The organism is Nostoc sp. (assembly GCF_036917515.1).
Lineage (GTDB): Bacteria > Cyanobacteriota > Cyanobacteriia > Cyanobacteriales > Nostocaceae > Nostoc.
This window is the reverse complement of the sequence record NZ_JBALDE010000194.1, coordinates 1-22723: the sequence shown is the minus strand read 5'-3', so window position 1 is coordinate 22723 and position 22723 is coordinate 1. Positions and strand designations below refer to the sequence as shown.

General features: G+C 38.1%; 21 protein-coding genes. 8 read left to right on the top strand and 13 right to left on the bottom strand.

What is annotated here, in order from left to right; translation table 11 throughout:
- Positions 1-61: 61 nt before the first annotated feature.
- From V7K89_RS26000 to V7K89_RS25985, 4 genes are all read right to left on the bottom strand, one after another.
- Positions 62-235 carry a hypothetical protein gene (locus tag V7K89_RS26000; protein ID WP_335192312.1) on the bottom strand — a complete coding sequence of 58 codons (174 nt, stop codon included), beginning with the start codon at positions 233-235 and terminating at the stop codon, positions 62-64.
- 58 nt (positions 236-293) lie between these two features.
- Entirely contained in the window at positions 294-1313 is a 1020-nt protein-coding gene (locus V7K89_RS25995; RefSeq protein ID WP_335192310.1) for an aldo/keto reductase, read from the bottom strand.
- Between the two features lie 136 nt (positions 1314-1449).
- Entirely contained in the window at positions 1450-1785 is a 336-nt protein-coding gene (gene petJ, locus V7K89_RS25990; RefSeq protein WP_335192309.1) for a cytochrome c6 PetJ, read from the bottom strand.
- Positions 1786-1840: 55 nt separating this feature from the next.
- On the bottom strand, positions 1841-2065 hold the full coding sequence (locus V7K89_RS25985) for a hypothetical protein (RefSeq protein WP_335192307.1): 225 nt from the start codon (positions 2063-2065) through the stop codon (positions 1841-1843).
- Between the two features lie 191 nt (positions 2066-2256).
- Between V7K89_RS25985 and V7K89_RS25980 the strand changes: the two genes are divergently transcribed.
- Positions 2257-3072 (top strand): histidine kinase, encoded by an 816-nt coding sequence (locus V7K89_RS25980; RefSeq protein WP_335192305.1) that lies wholly within the window; start codon positions 2257-2259, stop codon positions 3070-3072.
- Positions 3073-3340: 268 nt separating this feature from the next.
- On the opposite strand, the gene V7K89_RS25975 is transcribed toward V7K89_RS25980, so the two are convergent.
- The 4 genes from V7K89_RS25975 to V7K89_RS25960 all read right to left on the bottom strand — a co-directional run bounded on the left by V7K89_RS25975 (position 3341) and on the right by V7K89_RS25960 (position 6908).
- The gene (locus tag V7K89_RS25975) at positions 3341-3532 is read right to left on the bottom strand and encodes a YqaE/Pmp3 family membrane protein (RefSeq protein WP_179067870.1); all 192 of its coding nucleotides are present in this window, start codon (positions 3530-3532) and stop codon (positions 3341-3343) included.
- Positions 3533-3651: 119 nt separating this feature from the next.
- Positions 3652-4053 (bottom strand): phage holin family protein, encoded by a 402-nt coding sequence (locus V7K89_RS25970; protein WP_335192303.1) that lies wholly within the window; start codon positions 4051-4053, stop codon positions 3652-3654.
- A gap of 343 nt (positions 4054-4396) precedes the next feature.
- Positions 4397-4738: a 2Fe-2S iron-sulfur cluster-binding protein gene (locus tag V7K89_RS25965; RefSeq protein WP_335192301.1), complete on the bottom strand. Its 342-nt coding sequence runs from the start codon at positions 4736-4738 to the stop codon at positions 4397-4399.
- A 13-nt stretch (positions 4739-4751) separates the two neighbouring features.
- Entirely contained in the window at positions 4752-6908 is a 2157-nt protein-coding gene (locus V7K89_RS25960) for a Tex family protein (protein ID WP_335192298.1), read from the bottom strand.
- Between the two features lie 546 nt (positions 6909-7454).
- Between V7K89_RS25960 and V7K89_RS25955 the strand changes: the two genes are divergently transcribed.
- The 5 genes from V7K89_RS25955 (at position 7455) to V7K89_RS25935 (ending at position 12868) form a co-directional block, all read left to right on the top strand.
- On the top strand, positions 7455-7673 hold the full coding sequence (locus tag V7K89_RS25955) for a hypothetical protein (protein WP_335192296.1): 219 nt from the start codon (positions 7455-7457) through the stop codon (positions 7671-7673).
- Positions 7674-9827: 2154 nt separating this feature from the next.
- A complete protein-coding gene (locus V7K89_RS25950) occupies positions 9828-10220 on the top strand; it encodes an EamA family transporter (RefSeq protein ID WP_335192294.1) in 393 nt (130 codons plus the stop codon).
- Positions 10221-10245: 25 nt separating this feature from the next.
- Positions 10246-10602, top strand: coding sequence for an EamA family transporter (locus tag V7K89_RS25945; protein WP_335192292.1), 357 nt, complete (start codon positions 10246-10248; stop codon positions 10600-10602).
- 91 nt (positions 10603-10693) lie between these two features.
- On the top strand, positions 10694-11998 hold the full coding sequence (locus V7K89_RS25940) for an NAD(P)/FAD-dependent oxidoreductase (protein WP_335192290.1): 1305 nt from the start codon (positions 10694-10696) through the stop codon (positions 11996-11998).
- A 45-nt stretch (positions 11999-12043) separates the two neighbouring features.
- Complete coding sequence (locus V7K89_RS25935; protein WP_335192288.1) at positions 12044-12868, top strand: glycosyltransferase family 2 protein; 825 nt, start codon at positions 12044-12046, stop codon at positions 12866-12868.
- Positions 12869-13131: 263 nt separating this feature from the next.
- Here V7K89_RS25935 and V7K89_RS25930 read toward each other — a convergent pair whose 3' ends face one another.
- On the bottom strand, positions 13132-13425 hold the full coding sequence (locus V7K89_RS25930; protein ID WP_335192286.1) for a hypothetical protein: 294 nt from the start codon (positions 13423-13425) through the stop codon (positions 13132-13134).
- Between the two features lie 219 nt (positions 13426-13644).
- Between V7K89_RS25930 and V7K89_RS25925 the strand changes: the two genes are divergently transcribed.
- Both V7K89_RS25925 and V7K89_RS25920 read left to right on the top strand, forming a co-directional pair.
- The gene (locus V7K89_RS25925) at positions 13645-15117 is read left to right on the top strand and encodes a TldD/PmbA family protein (protein WP_335192284.1); all 1473 of its coding nucleotides are present in this window, start codon (positions 13645-13647) and stop codon (positions 15115-15117) included.
- A gap of 181 nt (positions 15118-15298) precedes the next feature.
- The gene (locus tag V7K89_RS25920) at positions 15299-16639 is read left to right on the top strand and encodes a TldD/PmbA family protein (protein ID WP_335192282.1); all 1341 of its coding nucleotides are present in this window, start codon (positions 15299-15301) and stop codon (positions 16637-16639) included.
- Positions 16640-16704: 65 nt separating this feature from the next.
- Here the strand turns inward: V7K89_RS25920 and V7K89_RS25915 are convergent, their stop codons facing one another.
- The 4 genes from V7K89_RS25915 to V7K89_RS25900 form a co-directional block, all read right to left on the bottom strand.
- Entirely contained in the window at positions 16705-17145 is a 441-nt protein-coding gene (locus V7K89_RS25915; RefSeq protein WP_335192280.1) for a pentapeptide repeat-containing protein, read from the bottom strand.
- A 181-nt stretch (positions 17146-17326) separates the two neighbouring features.
- Complete coding sequence (locus V7K89_RS25910; protein ID WP_335192314.1) at positions 17327-18361, bottom strand: aspartate carbamoyltransferase catalytic subunit; 1035 nt, start codon at positions 18359-18361, stop codon at positions 17327-17329.
- Positions 18362-18721: 360 nt separating this feature from the next.
- Complete coding sequence (mgtE, locus tag V7K89_RS25905) at positions 18722-20074, bottom strand: magnesium transporter (RefSeq protein WP_335192278.1); 1353 nt, start codon at positions 20072-20074, stop codon at positions 18722-18724.
- Positions 20075-20509: 435 nt separating this feature from the next.
- Positions 20510-21631, bottom strand: coding sequence for a glycosyltransferase (locus tag V7K89_RS25900; protein ID WP_335192275.1), 1122 nt, complete (start codon positions 21629-21631; stop codon positions 20510-20512).
- Positions 21632-22723: the final 1092 nt, after the last annotated feature.

Sequence of the window (22723 nt, the reverse complement as noted above, 5' to 3'; positions counted from 1 at the left end):
CAAATGCTCTGAATGCGGTAACTAAAAAAGACATTATTGGATGGTTCACCCACTGCTGTTACTATATTGCACCCAACTGAGAACCGCTATAATCTTTTTGTTGAGCATAGTAATTTTGCTCATACAAATCAATCAGTGCTGCCAACTCCGTTTTATCCAGGCGACGCGAGCCATAATTACAGCGCAGTTCAAAAGTTTGCTGTTGACTGAGGGCGAAGGTGAAGTTTAGGGGCATGGCTGACAGCAGTAGTTTCCACAGTAACCTTCACCGTATTATCACCTTTTTCCTGAAATTATCGCCGATATTCGTCGCCGCAATCGCCGATAAGTTGATACAAATCGCGTGATTGGCGAGATACTGCATTGATGCGATCGCGATCGTCTGCATCTAAACTAAAACTAAATACTTTAGCGTTATCTTCTATATGTTCAGATACCCCAAGTCTGGCACCAACTATCACACCGCCCACAGTTGGCTGATCTAAAATGTAACGCACTGCCACGTTAGAAATGCTTACCCTATGCTTATTAGCAATTTCCTTTAAGATAGCCAGCAACTCTTGAAATAATTGCCAACCACCCCAAGCATCGATCATATTTTTATATTTTTTCAAACTAGCAGTAGATAGATCAAATCCTCGTGGTTCTGGTTTTCCTAAATAGTTTTCTGATAACAAACCGCCGCAAAGTGTACCGTAACTGAAAAGCTTTATATCATGCTGTTGACAAAACTCCACCATTTTAACTTCAGAACGGCGGTCAATAAGGGAAAATTGCACTTGGTTAGAAACAATTTTGATACCTGCTTCAGTAATAATCTTCAAGTTTTCCGTATCAAAATTAGTTAAACCTAGATGCTTAATTTTACCCTCAGTCTGAAGTTCTGCCATATATTTGAGGGCATCCAGGTAATTTTTATCCTGATATTCCCACCAATGGAATTGGATCAAATCTAAAGATTGTACATTCATCCTTCTTAAGGAAATATTAATATTTTCCTCGACGAATTTTTTCGTCATCTTGCCTGGACGAGGTACCCATTTTGTAAAAGCTTGCACCTGAGATAAAGCATCTTTCCCACGAGTATCAATTAGTTGACAGCGAAACTCACCAATAAAATCTTCCGCAGGGCCATAATGATCTGCTAAATCCCAAGTAGTAAAGCCAGCATCTACATATTTGAACATAGTCTCAATAGCGACTTGGGGATTGATCCGTCCGTGTGCGCCGGAGACTTGCCACATCCCGTTTAATATGCGGCAGATGTTCAAATCGGGAGTAAATTGGAGACGATTAGCTGCGGGTAAGTTCATTTTCAAGTTAGGAGTGAAAAGTTAGGAATGGGAACACTTAACAATTACTAATAGATAAATCATAACTGATAATTCATAATCCCTAACTTCTAACGTATAGACGCAACTAATCGTATCTATCTTAACTCCTAATTTTTTAACGCCAGCCTTTTTCAGCTTGCTCAAGAACGTAAGCAGCAACATCTTGAATTTGCTGTTCATTGAGACGGTCTTTGTAGGCTGGCATATTATTTTTACCATTGGTAACTATAGATGTAACTGCCTCTATTGAATCCATGCCATACTTTTTCAGCGCTTGCTTTTTGAGATTTTTACCTCGCCGAATTATGTTGCTGCCATTAATATGACAACCAGCACAATGAACACTAAATATTTGTTCACTATTAACTGTATCTGTTGCACTAGCAGGTAAAGTAAAAGTACTGATTAATAACAAAAACGTTACTAATACTAATGTAAGTAGTTTTTTCAATTAACTTCTCCAGATTTGGATATATTAGTTGCAGGCATAAATATCAGAATCAATACTAGAGGGATTCAAAATCAGTTGTAAATCCGGCAAAATTAGCACAATCTTCTTGAAAAGCTTCGGCATCGCTAACATCCTCAATTTTATAAGACATGATGCGCGTACCATCTGGCATTTTTTTGGAACCAATCAATTCACCTTGATATTTTTGGGCGATCGCTTTAAATTCAGTACCATAAATTTTCCAGGCATCACCCGAACAAGTAATATTTACTTGCCACATATTTCATTCCCAATTACTACCACTAAATATTCATCATCTCACAAATGGGCAACATCTTACATATCACCTCTTGGGGGCAAGAATTTTCTATCTAAAGGAAGTACCAAGCCAGATTGGGCTACGCCATAATATGGATGTAAGAACATTTCTAGAAAATTTTATCCCAATTAGTTAAATTCTACGAGTTGAAAATGCCTAACAATATAAAGCAACAAATTCAAGCCGACCTGCAACAAGCGAAAGAAACTGGACAATTAAGAACTGAGCGGATTCGAGAAATAGTAAAATCCGCAGTTTCTCAAGTAGCTTCTGAGTTTAAACAAGGTTCTAGTGAAGTTCGTAGTATTGTGAAAGATGCAGTTTCTGCTGTAGTCGAAAACTTCCAAGAAAAAGGCAGCGAACTCAAAGATGAAGTAACAGCTTCCATTGAAGGAGCATTGGAAGGAATTAATAGCAAGAGACACGAAAGCATTGCTCAAACTCAAACAGATATAAAAAGGCTACAAGCTCAACTTGATGGTGAAGAAGAACAACTCCAGCAAGAGGTTGATGTAATTTTGGCAGAAATTGAAGAGACGGGTAAGGAAAAACCAGCTAGTACCAAAACTGCCATTGATTCTGCTGTCAATGCTATTAAAGATAGTGAAGAAGTAGGATTGTTAAAGAAACGTTACGCGCAACTGCAAGCACAGCTAGCCATTGTCCGAGCTAATATGGCTGCACGCTATGGCGGACGTAATATGGAAGTTCAAGATTATCTAGACGAGGCTAAACACTGGTATGATAAAGCTCGTCCCCAAGCAGAGTCTGTAGTTGTACAGGTAGAACAGAAGCGATCGCAACTAGAAGATAAACTGGGTGAAGCTGGTACATCTCTAGCAAGAAAAGAGCGTCAAATCAAACAAACCTTGAGAGAGTTACTTTTAACGGCGGCTGATTTATTCAAAGATAAGGAACCCAAAGACAAGGAACCTGCTGCTAAAGAACGTGAAACTATTCATAAATAGACTGCTTTGGCATTTAATTGACCTAGAAAAATAGGGTGAGGAATTCTCACCCTATTTTGTTGAAACAGTAGTTTTCATTATACTTTTTGTATGAATCAAAAGCCTTGACCCTAAATCCCTCTTCCAAAATGGTGAGAAGGACTTTGAAAACTTTGAAACTAGCTCTCTTTATTCCAATTGAGGGATGAGGGCTTTACTATACTATAAAAAATAGTAAATGGGTAATTTTCGTGCAACAATTACCCATTTATAAAACTATTATTGCGTATTAATAAATACGTCCTTCTCGATTAACTTGCTCATCATGCTTGGCGATAACCCAAATCGCATGAATACTACCAGGAAGCCAACCTAAAACTGTGAGCAAAATGTTAATAATCAGAGTCGGCCCAACTCCAACTGTCAAGAAAACGCCTAAAGGAGGAACTAACAAACCTAAAAGAAAACGAACTAATTTCATGATTTTACAAGTTTGTGATTTTGTTTAATTACATTTGAGATGCCGAATTAGGAAATCCACTTCGGAGATTTTATGTAGGTTAGAAACGTGATTTAACTTGCGTTTCTATTCTTTCTAACTTATTTAGAAGAAGGTAATTCAGCTTGATTTTTTACATCACCACTGCTGGTTAAAAGATTTCTTTCAACAAAGTAGTTGTTAATAAAGGTGTTAGCAAAAGTTAAAATTACTGGCCCCAGCAGGAAACCAATAATTCCATGAACTGCAAACCCAGGAACTAGCACAGCTGCTAACCAAAAACACAAACCATTGACAACGAGCGAAAATGCTCCAAATGAGAGAAAGTTAAGTGGTAAGGAAAGAGTAGACAGAACTGGTTTAACTGAACCGTTAATTAGACCAATTACTAAAGCAGCAATCAAAGCTGCGGGGAAATTAGCAATATTAACGCCTGGAACAACGATATCAACAATCAACAAGCTCAAAGCTGTAATTAGCGCGGTTAAAAGTGGAGTCAACATTGTTTTTACCTAATAACTAGAAATTTTTTTGCGACTTCTAATATCATCTTTGACTATCTGCTAGGGTTTCTCCTCCCTTGCAAGATAGAATTTCTTTCTACCATTAGGTCTATCATTGATAAAACTATAGCGGTTTTAAATACATTTTATGGGCGCATATCTGTACGCCTATACATTAGACATAGGAGTAGAGACATAGCAGTACTACGTCTCTATAACGATTGTGGATAACGCATATAAATTTCTGAAGATGTCTAACCCATTGTAATGTTTTGAAGGGTGCGTTAAACAAACTTAACACACCCTAAAAATTTAAGATTAATTTAATGTTTCAAGGCAAAAATCACTCAGGATTTCCTGACTCAGGCTTATAGTAAAGGGCTGATTTATATAAGACTTGTTCTTGATGGGTTTCTAAAGTGCAATCAGACAAAGGATAAGTTACACAAGTAACAACATAACCAGCCTGTATTTCATTTGGACGTAGGAATTTTTGCTCGCTTTGATCGACTTCACCACTAATAAGTTTAGCAATACACGCAGAACATTCGCCTTGTTTACACCCAGATGGTAGACGGATACCAGCTTCTTGTGCCATATCCAAAATATATTGATCGTCTGGTACTGAAATGGTGCGATCTAATCCAAGTGTAGGATTGATCAATCGAACTTGATAAACTGCCATCTGCTGTTTCTAATTATTTAACTGCTTTCATCGACAAACCAATCCGCTTAAGTTTCTCGTTGATTTCTAGCACCTGCACTTTGACTACTTGTCCAACTTTGACCACTTTTTTGGGATCGTCTATAAATCTATCAGCAAGTTGGGATATATGTACTAAGCCATCTTGATGTACGCCGATATCGACAAAAGCACCGAAGTTGGTGACGTTCGTCACAATTCCCTCTAATTCCATTCCTATTTTTAAGTCACTGATTTCTTTAATCCCTTCTTTGAAGGTGGCATACTTAAACTCAGCACGGGGATCTCTACCTGGTTTTTCGAGTTCGCTGAGAATGTCGCGCAGTGTGGGTTCGCCGACGCTATCGGTAACGTATTTCTTCAGGTTGGTCTTTTTGAGTTTTTCAGCAATTTGTATTACCTGATTTAATGGCACATTTAGATCGGATGCGATCGCTTCTACTACAGAATAACTCTCTGGATGCACTGCTGTATTATCCAAAGGGTTATCACCGCCACGAATTCGCAGAAAACCCGCTGCTTGTTCAAAAGCTTTTGGCCCCAACTTCGGAATTTTCAACAGTTGTCGGCGATTTTTAAAGGCTCCATGCTGGTTGCGATAAGCGACAATATTATTAGCAACTGTTACTGTAATCCCAGAGACGGAAGTGAGGAGTTCTTTAGAAGCGGTATTCAAGTCTACGCCGACGTAGTTTACGCAGCTTTCTACAGTCTCATCCAATTTCTTTTTCAACAACTTCTGATCGACATCGTGCTGATATTGTCCCACACCAATGGATTTGGGATCGATTTTTACCAGTTCCGCTAAAGGATCTTGCAAACGGCGACCGATACTAATTGCGCCGCGTACGGTAATATCTAAATCGGGAAACTCTTCCAGCGCCACTTTACTAGCAGAATATATAGATGCGCCAGACTCATTCACCATCACCTTAACTGGTTTGCGTTCTATGGTTTGTAATACTTGCGTGACAAATTCCTCTGTCTCACGAGACGCTGTACCGTTACCAATGGCAATTAACTCAATTTTGTACTTTTCAATCAGATTTTTGACAGTTTGTGCAGCTTTGAGTCGTTGTTCAGCTGCTTGGTGGGGAAATACCGCCTGATATTCCAAAAATTGTCCAGTTTGGTCGAGGACAGCAACCTTACACCCAGTTCTAAATCCAGGATCTATCGCCAGTGTTGGTTTCATCCCTGCTGGTGCAGACAGCAGTAACTCCCGCAGATTAGTTTCAAATGTCTTGATTGATTCTATGTCTGCATAAACTTTTTTTTCAGAAATTACCTCTCCCATGAGAGAGATTTTCATCAAACGGTTGAATGCATCTTTCAGCATCGCCTGATAAAAATCCCGAATTGTCCGCACTTTGGTTTTAATTTCTTTCGACTCAAGATAGTAAAGTAGGGTATCTTCATCGAAAGCAATTTCAAAGCTTAATATTTTTTCAGTTTCACCCCGACACAAGGCTAGCATATTGTGGGGTGCAATATTTTTTACCCTAATTTGATAGTTACGGTACATCTCAAATTTAGTTGTACCTTCAGGATAATCATCTTTGATGCGGGAGATAAATACCCCTTCTTCTAAAAGATAGTCGCGGATATATGCGCGTAAATCAGCTTTTTCAGCTACTTCTTCCGCCAAAATATCAGCAGCACCTTTGAGTGCTTCTTCTGCTGTTTTTACTCCCTGCGCTTCCGAAATATACTTAGCTGCTGCTTCCTCCAAGGATGCAATTGCAGCATTTTTGACATTTAGCGACTTGATGAACTCTGCTAATGGTTCGAGTCCTTTTTCTCTGGCAATGGTGGCGCGGGTGCGGCGTTTTGGTCGATAGGGTAAGTATAAATCCTCAAGTTCAGTTTTTTGTAAGCAGGATGAGATTTTGGCTTTGAGTTCATCTGTAAGTTTACCTTGTTGGGCGATCGCACTTAAAATCACCGATTTTCGTTCTTCCAGTTCTGTTAAATAAGTATATCGATCGGCCAGTTCACGTAGTTGCACTTCATTCATTTCATCGGTGCGCTCTTTCCGGTAACGTGCAATAAAGGGAATTGTTGCACCCTCTGCCAAAAGTTCCAGCGCGTTTTGCACCTGATGGGATTTGAGGTTTATTTCAGTTGCCAGTATTTGAGGAATGTTCAGCATTAGGTGTCTAAAATGAAAATGCTACTTCTAAAGGTAATATGCTAGATCCTTATCCCGGCGCAAGGCCAAAATTTTAAGCTAATTTACCAGATGATTGCTCACAGGAGTGCAATTGACGAAATAGACAAACCCACCTACGCCCACCTACGCAAGTTTTAAACCCTTTCAATCTGCGTAGATGAATGAGAATTTGTCTAGTATTAGCACCTTGGTTGAGTCGGGAGAACGGCAAAAGTAACATCATCCACAGAAATTGTCTGTTCCTAAACACCACGTAATGTCCCGTAGCCTTTAGTACCTGATTTTAAAGCACGCTACGTACAATATCCACCACAAAAAGAGAGTTGTCAAGCTTTTAGGCACTTCATCTGTCGCAATAATTATTCCAATTGGCTTAATAATATATAACGTTGCATAATCTTGACTTTTTATAATATTTATTTCAATCGACTCTTGTAGCCAAAACCTTGTTGGGTGTAAAATCAACCCACTTCCAAAAAATTCAGTTTTAAAAACACTACAACCTTTAGTTCAGAGGTTAGTAAAATGGCTTTGTTTTTCTTGATACCACTATGTACTGCTTTAGCTACTGGCTATTTCTTCAAAAAGAGTAGTGATGAAATTGCATATCTTGCAGGTGTATTCGCAGCGATTAGCTTGATCTTAAGTTTAGTATTAGCACCTTGGCAGATTCAGTTTGGATTGTTAATCATTGTCTTCGTGATTACCAATAGACTTTTGCAGGATAATCAGTCCAAACAATAGGAAAACAATCTAGATAAACCTATAGCCAGCCAAGGAAACTTAGCGTTGTTTTTCTTGATACCATTATCTACTGTTTTAGCTACTCCCTACTTCTTCAAAAAGAGTACTAATAAAATTGCATACTTTACAGCTATTAGCTTGATTTTAAGTCTAATATTAGCACCTTGGCAGATTTATAGCAAAGTGCTGAGTGCTAAGTATAAATCCAGTGAAATCAAAGCTTTTAGCAATCAACATTATCCTAACCTATGTGGCTACGGCTATAATTTGGATTATTAATCATTATTTTCATCATTACTAACAGACTTTTGTGAGGATAATGAGTCCAAACAATAGAAAAACCTCTACCTAGCCAGCGAAAATTAGCGGACTACTAGCTCTGTCTAAGATACATGAATTAGATGGAGATTTCTGTGGATAAATAGAAGAACACAATTCAAACTTTCAATTATCATCTAAAATTCTGGCTGTAATTTAAGTAAGTCGGTGCAATAAAACCAAACTGTGTGAAGAAAAGTAAATAAGGCTCAAACTCTTTCTCCCCCTGCTCCCTGCTCCCTGCCCCCTGCCTTATTTCAACAATAATTATTTACGCCGACCTACTTAGTGTAACGTTGTATTGTATTACCAGTACAAGTACTTTTAGTCAAGTTTCAATTTTTTTAATCAACTCTTAGCTTTGCATTTAAGTTAGTTGGTGGGAAAAAACACAACTATATTAATAAAGATAAATAAGGCTAAAACCTTTTCCCATCTGTCTTCTGCCTCCTGCCTTTTGCCTTATTCCAACTATAAATATTTACGCCGTTCTACTTATTGAGTCTGATACTAAATCCTTACTTGTACAAGTTTAATACCCAGAAATTGCTTTATAAATGTCCAAATTTTTAAAACAAAAATTCATAATCTTGTTTTATGAAGTTTTTGTTTAAGTGTATTTGTGAGTAAATAAATTTTTGATAAAGTACGACGATAAATTTGCAACATGTCTTTCTCATGGTATTCTAGTAAGTAATTACGTGTAACAATAAATTTGGAGAAAAAAAACAGCCTATTTAAAATTAGGATAAAAAATCAAACAACCCTAATACTAAATGGTGTAGAAATGTCTCAAATTCAATGCAAGTAACGTCAACTTTAAAGTTGATTAGCCAATGCTAGTTTGCATTAGTTATTTTTTTCAAGAGGCTCCATTTGGACATTCAGTAAAATTCCCCATAAATCTGTAAAGCGTATTCCTATAGATTGATTTATCTCTCTATGATTTACGCAGCCAGTCAGACTTGTATTACTTCTTGTGTTCCCATGCCCAAAAAGAGCACGTATATATACTCAATTTGAGTAAAAACCTTTACCTTTATAAATCGGCTTAATTGCTAGCCAAGATTACAGATATGTCTGTGAGCCGGGAGAAATTTTATGATATGTTCAATACATTAATCAACTTTCCTGGAGCAAATAGAGAATATTTCTCAATCCAGCCAAGTTTTATAGCTTGAAAAGATCAATAGTATCTTCAAAAGATTTCTACAGCAGGATACAACTGATGAAAGTTAACTAATGGATTAATCAAAAATTCTGGCAATCCATTTTGATTTAGGTGCATCTGTTGAATATGTGGGTGTAATCTGAGTTTAGCATCAGTAATGTCTACCGATGGTCACTGAGCGGCTGGTGAGCAGAGTCGAATCATGCCAAAGTGCAGGTAACACCTACGCACGCTGCAAACTTTGTGTATATAGAGAGAACTTGCAACAAAGTTCTCAACCTTCGTTATGTCTGCATCTACTAGATTATCGCGATCGCACTCAAAATAGTGTTGGAGCAAACCTAGGTAGCACAGAAAATATCTGTAATTCACAGTTGGGCAAACTCTAAATTGATTGTCCCAATTGCCAAGCAATAAACTGGTTTACTTGGGAGTATTTAATCCAGTAAAACAATTAAGCGTGCTTTATTTTGAATCATATTGAATGCTTCCATGATAGAGCAATCATCCTGGAATATGACATAGTCTTTAGTTTTTAACTCTAGGGCATGAGCTTCAACGAGCATTTTGATATCAGTCACTTCAACATAGTCTTCTTAATGTTCAAAACAACTGGTTTTTGACTGTCCAGTTCATACCTACTATCTTGATTAAGGCAAAGTACAATGAAATCTATGTTGCAAAAAAGTTCAAACTTTAAAATAATCCCTTATATTATTTTGTTTGTAAGTATTTTATTTAGTATCTGTGGACAATTGCTGATGAAAAATGCCATGATTCATATAAATGAGGGAGCATTTACTTGGGAGTTTTTTCAGAAATTATCATTAGCTGTTACTGTCTACTGTTTAGGAATAGTAAATTGGATATTGGCTCTACGATCTGTAAAATTGAGTATTGCTTATCCCCTGACTAGTTTAAATTATGTCGGGATACTTTTCGGTTCATACTACTTTTTTAATGAGGTGATTACATTAACTCGAATAGTAGGAGTAATCACTATATTATTGGGTGTTATTTTAGTAGTTAATCCCATAAGAAAGTTCAAATTTAGATAATTAATTACTTAAGAAATTAATAAGAATGAGTATTTTTACTTGGCTAAATTTAATGCTTGTCGTTTTGTTTGGAACAACAGCTCAACTTTCACTCAAGTATGGACTTTACATTTCTAACTCTAATAAAGGAGAAAGCGGATCTCTCAAAAATCTCCTATTATCTCGTTATTTTTTGATTTGGTTTATCTGCTATACATTTATGACTATATTGTGGCTTTATGTATTGCGGACAATTCCTTTAAGTCAAGCCTTTCCAGTTTTAGGATTAATGTATGCATTTGTACCAATTGCATCTTATTATCTTTTAAAAGAAAAAGTTATGTTTAGCCAGTGGTTAGGAATTTCCGTTATTATAACTGGCGTAATTCTGGTTGTACATTAATAGCTTAATAGGCAAATAATCAAATTGCTTAGTATTAACAAATTCTGAATATCATCCTCTAAAACATTTTCACAAAATCTAAATTTAATTTATGAATATAGGTATCGTTGGCGGAGGCATAACTGGGCTAGTATTAGCTCAACGTCTTTCACATCAAGGACATAAAGTCACTGTTTTTGATAGCAACAAGCAGCTTGGTGGACTTACTACCTATCATGATTACGGATTATTTACCTGGGATCGCTTTTATCACGTTATCCTACCTTCTGATACTCATTTAATAAATTTTATCAGAGATATTGGTCTTGGAGATAAACTGCGTTGGCATCGAAGTTTAACAGGCTTTTATGACAATAGAAAGTTTTATTCTATTAGTAACAGTATAGAATTCCTACGTTTTCCTTTATTTGGACTTATCAGTAAAATCAGATTAGCTTTTACTCTCCTATATGGTTCACGTCTTAATAACTGGCGGCGTTTAGAGAAGATTTTAGTTGAAGATTGGCTATTGAAACTCGGTGGTAAAAACACATACGAAAAACTTTGGAAACCTTTGCTTTTATCCAAATTAGGAGAAAACTATAAACGAATATCAGCAGTTTTTATCTGGGCTTATATCAAACGACTATTTTCAGCGCGCGATTCTTCATTAAATAAAGAACAACTTGGTTATGTCTCTGGCGGTTATAAAACTGTTTTTGACCATATAGAAAAATTAATTTACACGGCTGGAGGTCATATCCACAAAGGTGTTGCAGTTGAATATATCGCACCTCATCCAGGGGGTGGAATGTGGGTAGAATATCAGGGTAAAAAAGAGCATTTTGATAAAGTCATTTTTACTGGTCCTGTTAATATCTTGCAACAAGTTGCTGCGAAAGAACTGGTGAAAGTTTCAGACGCTGGTGAAACAGTAGAATACCTGGGTGTAATCTGCATAGTACTGATTACTCGTAAACCTCTAATTCCTTATTACGTAGTAAATATTGCTGATAAAAATATTCCTTTTACCGGAGTTATCGGTATGAGTAACTTAGTTTCTTTACAAGAGACAGCAGGATATCACATTACATTCCTACCAAAATATATACTTTCCACTGACCCGTTGTTAAAACAACCAGATGACAAATTACGCCCAATATTTTTCCAAGGTATACGTTTAATGTTCCCCGAACTCAAAGCAGATGACATTGTGGCAGCACATATTAATCGAGCGATTAAAGTACAGCCACTACAAGTTTTAAATTATTCAAGCCTTGTTCCAAAAGTGAGTACTGAAAACGATGATTTTTTCGTTGTCAATACCTCACAGTTGGTCAATGATAGCGTCAATAACAACGCAGTAGTTCGACAAGTCGATGAATTTCTCAAAAAATCAGTATTACTTAATTCTTGAAATTTGAGTAATCACATTTTCTTTTAAAAATCACACGAGGTCTTTATGAGTCTTTTTGTTCTTTTACCCGCATATAACGAGCAAGAATCAATTCGACCCTTGTTCAAAAAGTTTCAAAGATTGCAACAAATCTTTAATATAGAGATAGAACTGATTCTTGTCGATGATGGCAGTAGTGATCAAACTGCTCAGACTGCTTTAGAAGAATCTCAATCACTGGGTATATTACTGAAATTAGTCCAACATCCCAAAAATGCTGGTTTAGGTCAAGCAATTAAAACAGGTTTTACGACTTTCTTAGAAATTTCTAAAGAAGGTGATTTTTTAGCTGCGATGGATTGCGACAATACTCAACCACCAGAACTGTTAATAAAAATGTATGACAGTATGATAGCTGGGAGCTATGATATTGCGATCGCATCTAGATATCGAAAAGGTTCTAAAGTCATAGGCTTATCAAAATTTAGAGAGATGATGAGTTACGGAGCCAGTTGGCTTTTCAGAATTGCCGCCCGTGTACCAGGCGTAAAAGACTACACTTGTGGTTACAGACTGTATAACCGTACTTTTCTCAGTAAACTGGATATGTATTATGGGGACAATCTATTCACTGAAAGTGGATTTGCTTGCATGATAGATTTACTGCTGAAAGCCAAAGCCCTCAAACCAAAAATCATAGAAATTCCAATGGTTTTGAGATATGATCAAAAACCGACTGCTAGCAAAATGAAAATTCTTAAAACTATTACTCGAACACTAAAGCTCTTGTTTAAGAATCTAGCATCAACACAGCCAACTTCCAATTTAGGTCAGACTTTCAAAGAGCAAGAAATAGCAAGAATTCCACTGAAAATGGCAAATCGTAAATAAACCCGATAATAAATAGGTTTTCACTATGAATTAACTGGATCGGAAAATACTAATTTCTCAATCGTGGGATTAAAGGGATGAGCAAGGTAGAAATAAAAAAGAAGTTTGTTTAATGAAATTGTTGCTTTTACTAATATATCTGGGTGCATCTTCCTTTCTATAGTTTCAGAAATTATAATATAGTCTAAGACTGTATTATAGTTATGTATTAAAAATTTTACATCTAGTATTGCAACTGATTCTCTAAGCATTCTCTTCATTGATTACCAGGGCGCAACTATGCTATAGATAATTTGAATATTTTGCTTCATACCAAGATCAGTAACAGCGACAAGATATTGTAACAAGGCATCAACATTCTTAATACCTTTAGCGGTAAGCCGAACTTTTCCAGTTGGTGTTTGTGTCCAAGAAAATGCGGGAATTGGAAAACCATGAGCAAAACTGTGTTTGACTTGCAGAATATCGTTTAGCATCTGTCGAGTGGCGAGTGCATTCATACTTCTTTTTGACCAAACCCAATCATTGATAGGGTCATAGCCAGTATATTGAAACAAAAGGTTACGCAAATTATCTGCATTTGGTGTATTAAATTGTTTAAGCGATCGCTCTCCAAAGGGCGTTGCTTACTGACGCTTAAGAGGAGAAGTGAGTTTTTAAGGTGAGGAAACCTCTACTACTTAATTGCCGACTCTGGCTTTTGCTCATTTGTTAGACTGAACACACTAGGATTTTTCAGTCAAATCTCTGAACTACGCCAGCAGACGAGGCTACTCATGCTTACAAGTACGCTACTTCTCTCGAATCAACTTCCCACTCTCCAATATTCCTCCACACCAGAGCGTTTCGATGAAACCTGGGAAGCCCCTCTGGCTACCCTTCTGGGACTAGGACGCGCCGCTGGTGCTGACTTTATCGAATTATTTTTAGAGCGTCGCAACTATATTAGTTCTCTTGCAGAAGATGACGCTATCACGAGTATTTCACCCAGTCTGTCTACAGGCGCAGGAGTCAGAGTATTTCGTGGCAAAGCTGACTGCTACGTGAGCACTAATGACCTTTCTTTTTCCGGTTTGAAAGCAGCCTTAGAAAAAGGTCTTTCTATCTTAGGATTACAACTACCCGGTGCTAAAGCTTTCATCCCAGAAATTAACCTGGAATTACTCAGAGATTACGCCACCAAAAGAGGTAAAGATGCATGGCTACCAATGTGTAGCTCCATCCGAGAAATGGGAGAAATCCTCCTAGATGGTACAGCCCACCTGAAGCAAAAAGCTAGCCACGTCCAATCGCGCCGTGCTAGCTATTTCCGGGATTGGCAAGAAGTTTTAATCGCCGCTAGTGACGGGACTTTTGCACGTGATATTCGCCTTACCCAGTCAGTAGGATTTAACTTGTTGTGTGCTGATGGTGCTAATCGTACCTCAATTGGCGATCGCGCAGGTAACACTAGTGATGCCAACTTCCTGAAAACTTGGGATTCTCAACAAGCCGCCGAAAAAATAGCAGAATCGGCTGGAAAAATGCTCTACGCAGATTACGTGGAATCGGGTACTTATCCCATCATTATGGCCAATCACTTTGGCGGCGTAATCTTCCACGAAGCCTGCGGACACCTGCTCGAAACCACTCAAATTGAACGCAATACCACTCCCTTTGCTGATAAAAAAGGCGAAAAAATAGCCCACGAAAGTTTGACAGCTTGGGATGAAGGGCGCTCTGAAAATGCCTTCGGAACAATTGACATGGATGACGAAGGTATGCCTGCTCAAAGAACTCTCTTAATTGAAAAAGGCGTTCTGAAAAACTTCTTAGCAGATAGAACAGGTTCTGCACGCACCGGACACCCCAGAACTGGAAGTGGACGCCGCCAAAATTATACCTATGCTGCTGCTAGCCGGATGCGTAATACTTATATTGATTCTGGCGAATATAGCAATAATGAATTATTTGCCTCCATTGATAAAGGTATTTACTGTAAAAAGATGGGTGGTGGTAGCGTTGGTGCTACAGGTCAATTTAACTTTAGTGTTGATGAAGCTTATTTAATTGAAAATGGCAAAATCACCAAACCGCTAAAGGGAGCAATTTTGATTGGTGAAGCCAAGGAAATTATGAATAAAATTTCCATGTGTTCTCAAGATTTGGAAATTGCACCAGGTTTTTGTGGCTCAGTCAGTGGCAGTATTTACACCACAGTCGGACAACCCCACATTAAGGTTGATTCTATTACTGTAGGTGGGCGATAAGAATTTTAGATTTTGGATTTTGGATTGTGAATGAGCAGAAGTTTCAGGCTAGAACAAAGCAGCTGGCATTACGAGTTATTCGTCTAAAAATATAAGTCATAACATCCAAAATCCAAACTTTAATATCAAAAAAGGAATCGTTTCCAATCCCAAATCTCAAATCCCAAATCTAAAATTAACTATGCCGAATATCAATGAGATTGCAAATTCTGCCAAGGACAATGCTGATAAGCTTGGCATTAAAAAATTTGACATTTATGGCTCGACAGTTGATGACACTAGCGTGCAAGTAGACCAAGGTGAGCCAAAACAAGTCAAAGCTTCAAACCGCTCTGGTGTTACAGTTCGTGTCTGGAATGAAGATAATACAATGGGTGTAACTAGCACCACAGATGTAGACACCAAGGGACTGGAATTAGCTTTGAAAACTGCCTACGAAGCCAGTTTCTTTGGTGTTAAAGAAAATGTTCCTGATTTTAGTCCAGAGGCTACTGCTCCTATCCCAAGTAAACCTCAGGATAAAACGCCCCAAGCACCTGTTGCTGAACTTATAGAAAAATTGTTGGTAGCTGAAAAAGAATTACTAGCAGCTCATCCAGCAATTAAAGGCGTACCTTATAATGGTTTGTCACAAAGAGATATTGACAGATTTTATCTCAATAGCGACGGCGCAGTGAGAACTGAATCTCACTCTTTGGCATCAGTTTATCTTTACAGTAAAACTGAGGAAGATGGCAAAAAACCGCGCAGTGCAGGTGCTTTTAGAATCAACCAAAATTTAGATAATCTAGATATTAATGGTTGCATTAAAGAAACTGCTGATAAAACTATCAGTCACTTGAACTATGAAAAAATCAAAACTGGTAAATATCGAGTTGTTTTCTCTGCGGAAGCTTTCTTAAGTCTGTTGGGTGCTTTTTCTAACTTGTTCAATGCCCAAAGTATTTTAGACAATCAAAGTCTATCTACTCCTAATGATTTAGGTAAGCAAATTGCTTCTCCTTTGATTTCAGTTTATGATGATGCGTTGCACCCAGCTAACGTTGGTGCGGAAAGTTTTGATGGCGAAGGAACTCCCACTCGTCAAATTTCGCTAATTGAAAATGGCGTTTTGACAGGATTTCTCCATAGTGCAGGCACTGCTAAAAGGTTAAATGCCCAGCCAACGGGTAATGCTAGTATTGGCGCAAAAGTCAGCGTTAGTCCGAATTTTTATCACGTATTTTCAAAAGCAACTCCTGAGCAGGAGTTAAGCTTAGAAACTGCTGAAAATGTGATTTTTATCGATGATTTACAAGCTCTCCATGCTGGAGTTAAATCCTTGCAAGGTTCCTTTTCTTTGCCGTTTGATGGTTGGCTAGTTAATCAGGGTGTTAAGACGAGTATTGAATCAGCAACAGTTGCTGGCGATTTCTTAGAACTCTTAAAGTCAATTATTTATGTAGAAAAAGAGCCAGAGTTAACGCCAGGTGGAGTTTGCCCAAAAATCTGGGTTAATGAACTATCAATTACCGGCGAATAAAACTTAAGAAGTGATGAGTTAAGAGTTTAACTCTTAACTCATCACTTGGAAATCATGAGTGATCATTAGTATTCACCGCCAATGCTAATGGCAGTATTAAATACATCAGCTCCGCTTAAATCTACACCAGCTATAACAGCGCCATCTACATCACTATTATATAAACGGGAATTACTCAAATTCACATTGGTAAGATTGGCATTATTTAATATAGTATCACTAACAAATGCTTGTGTAAGATTAGCAGACTTTAAATTAGCTCCAGTTAAATCTGCACCTTCTAAGTTGGCACCTGCGAGATTAGCTCCTTTTAAATTTGCATTTCTCAAGTCAACACCGATTAGATGAGCGCCTTTGAGGTTAGCTCCTGCTAGATTGCATCCCGAACATTCTCTAGTTTCTAACAAGCGACGGACAGGGGCGGAGTTTTCTGCTTTGACGGGAATGGGAGCAGCTAAAGATAGCGTGCTGAGTAAGGCTGCTGCCGTCAAAAAAATTCGTTTCATATTGACCTCCGACACTTCTAGAAGTTATTAAATTCTCAACTTCTCTGAACTTGTACGATACCAGTGTGCCAAGATTAAAAAATTCTGTCCTCATGCGATCGGAGGAATATATAATTTCGATGAGACTAGGTATTCTTCCGTTAGGTAGTCCGATGGGAGTAAATTTCAAACTGAAATTATATTAAGCCTTGCCGCTACCTAATAGGTACAACAGTGCCATCCGAACAGCAACACCACTGGTAACTTGTGATTGAATGAGACTAAATTCTGGGTCATCCATCAATTCAGAACTAATTTCAACACCACGGTTAACTGGGCCTGGATGCAAAACTTTGACATTAGGTTTACAAAGTTGCAGTTTTGTGCATGTAATGCCAAACAGCTGATGATATTCTCGCAAACTTGGTAGTAAATGAGCCGTCATCCGTTCCTTTTGCAGGCGCAAAGTCATGACAAAATCGGCATTTTGCAAAGCTGGTTCTAGCTGCCAATGTAAAAAAAGTTGGGGATTAGGAGAATAACTCCTGACTTCTAACTCCTGACTCCTACCTTCTACTTCCTCTGAGATAAACTCAGCAAATAATTTAGGTAAGAGGGTTGGTGGTGCTGCCAGATGCACTTCGGCACCACTGGCAATTAAACTCCAAATATTTGATCGCGCCACACGAGAATGGAGAATATCCCCAACAATGGCAATCTTTTTCCCCTTTAAAAGTTCCAGTCGTGGGCGATCTGGGTCAATTATAGTAGTTATGGTAAATAAATCTAACAGTGCTTGGGATGGATGCTCGTGTTGACCATCACCAGCATTCAGGACGCTAACTCGTACACCTAGACGATCCATTTCAGCTGCGATCGCATTCGGTACTCCTGCCTCTCGATGGCGAACTACCATGATATCAGTTCCCATAGCCAAATAGGTTTTCGCCGTGTCGAGAATTGTTTCTCCTTTAGTCATAGAAGATGTGGCGGCAGCAAAGTTCAGCGTATCCGCACTTAAGCGTTTGGCTGCGAGTTCAAAACTACTGCGAGTCCGGGTAGACGATTCAAAAAATAAATTTGCCACTACCTGTCCCTGCAAGGTTGGCACTTTCTTTGTCCGCCGTGATAGCACCTCTTGAAAACTGGCCGCAGTTTGCAAAACTGTATCGTATTCAGCGGCAGTAAAGTCAGCCAGTGAAAGAATGTGATGACGATTCCAGGTGCTTGTAGGCATAGGATTTAGGGAGGGATAAGGGGACAAGGGGAGTAGGGGAGCAGGGGGAGTAGAGTTAAAAGACTCATTAACGGAGTTCAAAGACTCGTCAGCGAGTATCAAAGACTCATTCACGAGTATCAAAGACTCATTCACAAGTATTAAAGACTCGTCGGCGAGTATCAAAGACTCATTCACAAGTATTAAAGACTCATCAGCGAGTATCAAAGACTCATTCACGAGTATCAAAGACTCGTCGGCGAGTATCAAAGACTCATTCACAAGTATCAAAGACTCGTCGGCGAGTATTAAAGACTCATTCTCTATTCCCTATTCTCCATGCCCAATGCCCCATCCCTAATACCCAATCCCCCATTTGCTTCATGTTGGCAAATGGAAAACGTTTAAAGCTAGAGAAATTAGGCTGAGGAATGTTAAAAACCCAATTGTATCTAGCATTGTAGTCACTAATGGGCCACTAACCAAAGCAGGGTCAAGCTTCAGCCGTGTCAAACCCATTGGCAGTAAAGTACCGAGTGAAACAGCCACAATTGTATTAGTTGCCATTACCATTCCGGCAATAAAAGCCACCCATCGTTCTTGGGGTTGCGCCCAAATTAAAGAAAGCAGGATCATGGTTGTGGCTAAAGCCAGAGCTGTACCTAAACCAGCTAGAAGCTCCTTGCGGAGAATTTTTAGGGTATCTTTGGGTGTTACCTCTCCCACTCCCAAGCCGCGGATTGTCACCGTTAATGATTGAATACCGACAGTACCACCAGTGTTAGAAAAAATCGGCATGATTACTGCCAGAACTGGCACTGCGGCAATTACAGATTGAAAAGGGGCGATCGCACTGGCTGCACCAATATACAGAGCCATGATCCCCAACAGCCAAGGTAAGCGGTTACGGATAGTGAGTAAGGGAGAGGATAAAGCTGCTTCATCACCACTCACACCCGCCAGTTTTTGGATATCTTCTGTAGCTTCCTCTTCCAAAATATCCATGACATCATCAATGGTGACAATGCCCACCAATCGGTCTTCTCGATCGACTACGGGGATCGCGATTAAGTCGTAACGCTGCATAATTCGCGCCACTTCTTCTTGAGGAGTTTCAGTTCTAACTTTGATGACGCGAGCGCTAGCAATATCTTTAATGAAAACATCAGGAAAGGTAAACAGCAATTGGCGCAGTGAAACTACTCTCACCAGCGTCCGGTTGTCATCTGTAACGTATGCGTAATAAATCGACTCCTTGTCTTCGTCCTGACGGCGGATTTTGCTCAAGGCTTCGCCCACAGTCAATCCTTGTCGCAACCGCACATATTCGGTTGTCATTACCCGCCCAGCAGTACCTTCTGGATAGCCGAGAATCGTTGCTGTTGCTTGCCTTTGTTCTGGACTCAGTTCTTGCAATAGCCGTTTGATTACCCCAGCAGGTAGTTCATCAAACAATTCTGCCCGTTCGTCAGGACTCATCTCTTCTACAAGGTGCACCACCTGGACATCATGCAGAGAATTAATTAGTTCTTCCTGTACCTCTGTCGGCAGATATTCAAATACATCAATTGCCTGACCTTTGTTGAGTAAACGGAAGGCGATCGCCCGTTGTTGTTCAGGCAATTGTGTAATGTATTCTCCCACATCCACAGGTTGCAAGCGATTTAAATCCCATTTCAACTGGTTTAAATCGGTAGTATCACTCAGCAAATCACGAATATCTTCTGTGAGCATAATATATATCTCCTAAGTCTCCCCCGCGCTGGGAGACTTCCTCACCACAGCTCAGAAGAGGTTGATACTGCCATCTTGTGGACTATGGTCCATAAAATTTCAACAATTCAATATCGATATCTAGATCAAAGGATTGCTAGTCATCATCCTAACCCGGAATAGCGCTCTCCGGTAGATACTGAGAAATTTTTAGACTTTTAGTAGCTTTATGTACATTTTTTAGCTTACTACCCGGATTTTTTTGGGGATTATTTTGCGCTCGTAGTAAGTTTTGCTAATTATATAATCTGTGATAACTGGCGATCGCAAATAAATAAGCATACAGGTGGCTAAAAAAGGATAGTTGTCTCCAAACTGGGGATTAAAAAACTTCTGCGTATTAACAAATGCTTGAGATTCAGTAATCTAAATTGAGATACTCTTACTTGAGTGTCGCTAACTAATTACTAAATCATAAATAGCTTCTAGCTTGGCAGTTTGCTTGCGAATATCAAAATTTTCGCAAATAAACTCTCGTCCTTTTTTACCCATATTTTTAGCTAAAGCCCGGTCAGACAAAAGAATATCTAATTTTTCCGCAAGAGATTGATCGTCTTTTTCATTAACTAAAAAGCCAGTTTCTCCATCTAAAATAGCATCAGGGATAGCACTATGCCAGGTAGAAGCTATTGGTAAACCAGAAGCGGCGGCTTCCAATATTGAAAGCGGTAAACCTTCGCTATCACCGTTCTTTGCTGTTTGACTAGGTAGAGAAAATATTTCTGCATTTCTCATGGTTTTTTGAATTACTTCATAAGGTTTTGCCCCCATAAAATTTACTCTATTACTAATACCAAGCTCATCTGCTAGAGTTTTGAATTTTTCAGTCATTGTGCCATTTCCAATTTGGATAACTGACACATCTGGATGCTTACTGGCAATCTGGGAAAAAGCTTTTAATAAGGTATCAATTCCTTTTTTTTCAGTATGTCTGCCTACACATAAAATATATCTTTCATCTTTTGATTCACTCGCTGGGGCAAACTTTTCTAAATCTATACCACTATTTAATTTAATAATTTTATCTTCAGGATAACCATATTCAATCATCTTTTTATACAAAAAACTGGAAAAAGCAATAAATTTAGATGCTTTTTGTTTTAATTTTTCTTCATGTAAAAGAAATTGATAAAATGCTGGATTACCTGACAGCCACATAGATAAACGTGAAACTGTAATATCAAAACCGTAAAATGTAACGATAAAAGGAATATTTAATTTTTCTGCCAATCGCATTGCATAAATACCATCTGGCCCAAAATGTCCGTGAATTAATTTTAGATTTTTTAGTTCAGCCTCTTTTCCAAACATATTTGGTGAAGCAGTAATTATATGAAATAATTGCTTAATTTTCCATTGGTCATTATTACTAACAGCAATACTGTCAAAAGGAATTTCTTCTAATAGTTTACAAGTAAGAAATAATGGTTTGTATGTTTGTAAATTATGCGCTTGCTCTCCAATAAAGGTTTCTGATACTCTCGGATAAGCTCGACGATACATCCCAACTGTTTTCATTGTGTTACTCCTTTTAAAATTAATATTTCTCTTGGCAAAAAATGAACGAGATATTTATTGGGTAAAAACTTTTAAGTTTATTATACATTTACACCCTTGCTTCTATCTGCTGCTATGTTGCATAAAATGGTAATTACCTGATTTATTCAAAATAGCAATAATAATACCAAATTTTAGTTTTTTCAAGCCAAAATTATTCTCAATCAGGGCTGCAATTATTTTTATTAGTAAGTGAAACAATAATTTTTCTTGAAACTATTATTTAGAAAATATCATAGAATGTAATAAAGCAAACTAGGATATTTTTTATGTAAACAAACCAATTAGTTTTTTATAACTTACGCATTAATAAAGAAGCCAAAATAGCAACTATGCTTTTCAAGGCTTATAGCTAGATTTTTGCTAGCCTATACAACTAACAAAATATGGTTTGTAAAAGGCTGAACCAAGGTATTTATGTGAATGCACAAAATAATTTCTTTGTACAGTACATGAGCCTTATTTTTGATCAAACTTGATTGGGTTGAGGATAGCCTCCCTTTGTTTACTGCAATTATTTGCTGAGTGTTTAACACAAACACATCAATTTTAAAACATATCTACATTAAAATTATATTTTTTTAATAAATATTTCTCTGAAAAAATGATTTAGTTTATACCAGCATAAGCATAACCTCGGAGTAGTGATTTAGTTTAGACTAGCATAAGCTCATCCTTCAGAGTTAGGTACTCTTGATTTTTTGACATCATCCTGCCCCGCCACTGATGCTATGTCCGGCTTATTAGTTATAATTCCCGAATCTATGTAGAAAGCCCAAAAATCCCTCACCTCTGCGATCCTAATGATAAGTTTTTAGCCGGACACGATATGATTTAGTACACCGAATCAATAGTGGATTCCCAAGACCACTCTTAAGAGTTCCTCTTTCTAAGACTCGACTTACTTGGAGGGATTTTTCCACCTAGACAGAGATCGATATTTCTAAAGGCGATTACGTTTTTGGGTGTTGCATAATAAAGGGATGAGGAGAGGGTTCATACTGTGCATTGTCCATACTGTAAGTCTACGGAGATTAGAAAAAATGGAAAAAG